This is a genomic window from Bartonella sp. AP7XZML (assembly GCF_042195745.1).
In the GTDB taxonomy this organism is placed as follows: Bacteria; Pseudomonadota; Alphaproteobacteria; order Rhizobiales; family Rhizobiaceae; genus Bartonella.
The window spans coordinates 1-1,127 of record NZ_JBHIOT010000073.1 but is presented as its reverse complement, the minus strand read 5'-3'; the positions used below and the strand labels follow the sequence as shown (position 1 = coordinate 1,127).

General features: G+C 43.8%; 1 protein-coding gene and 1 pseudogene. Both read right to left on the bottom strand.

The window, feature by feature from the left end:
* Positions 1-752 (bottom strand): DnaB-like helicase N-terminal domain-containing protein (locus tag ACFILT_RS05965; RefSeq protein ID WP_375679736.1); only part of this gene is annotated, 752 nt, incomplete at its 3' end.
* A pseudogene (locus ACFILT_RS05960) lies at positions 709-1,127 on the bottom strand (late control protein); the annotation flags it as partial. The pseudogene ACFILT_RS05960 and the gene ACFILT_RS05965, both read right to left, overlap by 44 nt.

Sequence of the window (1,127 nt, the reverse complement as noted above, 5' to 3'; positions counted from 1 at the left end):
TCATGACGCTTGCAAGCATTGGCAATATTAAAAGCAATATTGGTCGCTAGAGAGGTTTTCCCCATAGCAGGGCGCCCCGCAAGGATAATCAAATCAGATGCTTGTAACCCTCCCACTTTTTCATCAAGGGTTTTGATATGGGTAGCTATCCCTGAGAGCTGTGAGGAACGCTTTTTTGCAGCGCTTGCCATGTTAAGTGCTTTTGCAATGGCTGTATCAAAGTTTTCAAACCCACCCCCATATTTTCCTTTTTCTGCCAATTCAAATAACTGATTTTCAATCGTTTCAATTTGTTGGGTAGGCGTGAGCTCTACAGGCGCATCAAAAGCTGTATTGGCAACTTCATTGCCAAGATTAATCAAAGAGCGTCGGATAAACAGATCGTAAATGACGCGTCCATAATCTTCAGCGTTAATAATAGTGACTGCCTCTGTGGCTAAGCGAACAACATACTGGTATACAGTAATATCTCCAACTTTTTCTTCCATTTGGATATAGGGCTTGATTGTAATTGGGTTTGCAAGATGACCCTTTTGAATAATTTGTAAGACAATCTCAAAGATCTTTTGGTGTAGCGTTTCAAAAAAATGTTCTGCTTTGAGAAAGTCTGAAACGCGATCGAGTGCATTATTATTAATCAGGATTGCTCCAAGCAATGCCTGTTCAGCTTCAATATTATGGGGAAGTTGACGAAAAGAAGAAGCAAAATTATCTCTTGGATTTTCTGTTTTTAGCATGTTCAGTGTTCTCATTGCTTTCTTTTCCCTTGTCTGGTGCCTCAAGTGTGATTTCTGTTGTGTATCCGCTTTGTTTTTCATAGCGGTGGGTGACGGTAGCGGCTTTCCATGGACCATTGATTTCGCCGCGAAACCCTTGAAGGATGAGAGGTTGATCCGCCATGATTTCAGGGCGTCCCTCTAAGGTCAAGGAGCCACTGCCCACAGCACGGCAAAGTCGGTCTGATTCTGATGCAGCAGCAGCTCGTGCTTCCTCCTCACAAGTGTAACAAGTCCGTAAACGCCGCACGGGACCGCTAACCCCTGTCTGATGCTTGACTTGGCATTGCTGCCCTTTTGAGCGATCAAAATAAGAAGCTTCAATAGTGCCATATTGCGTGCGTGGCTCTA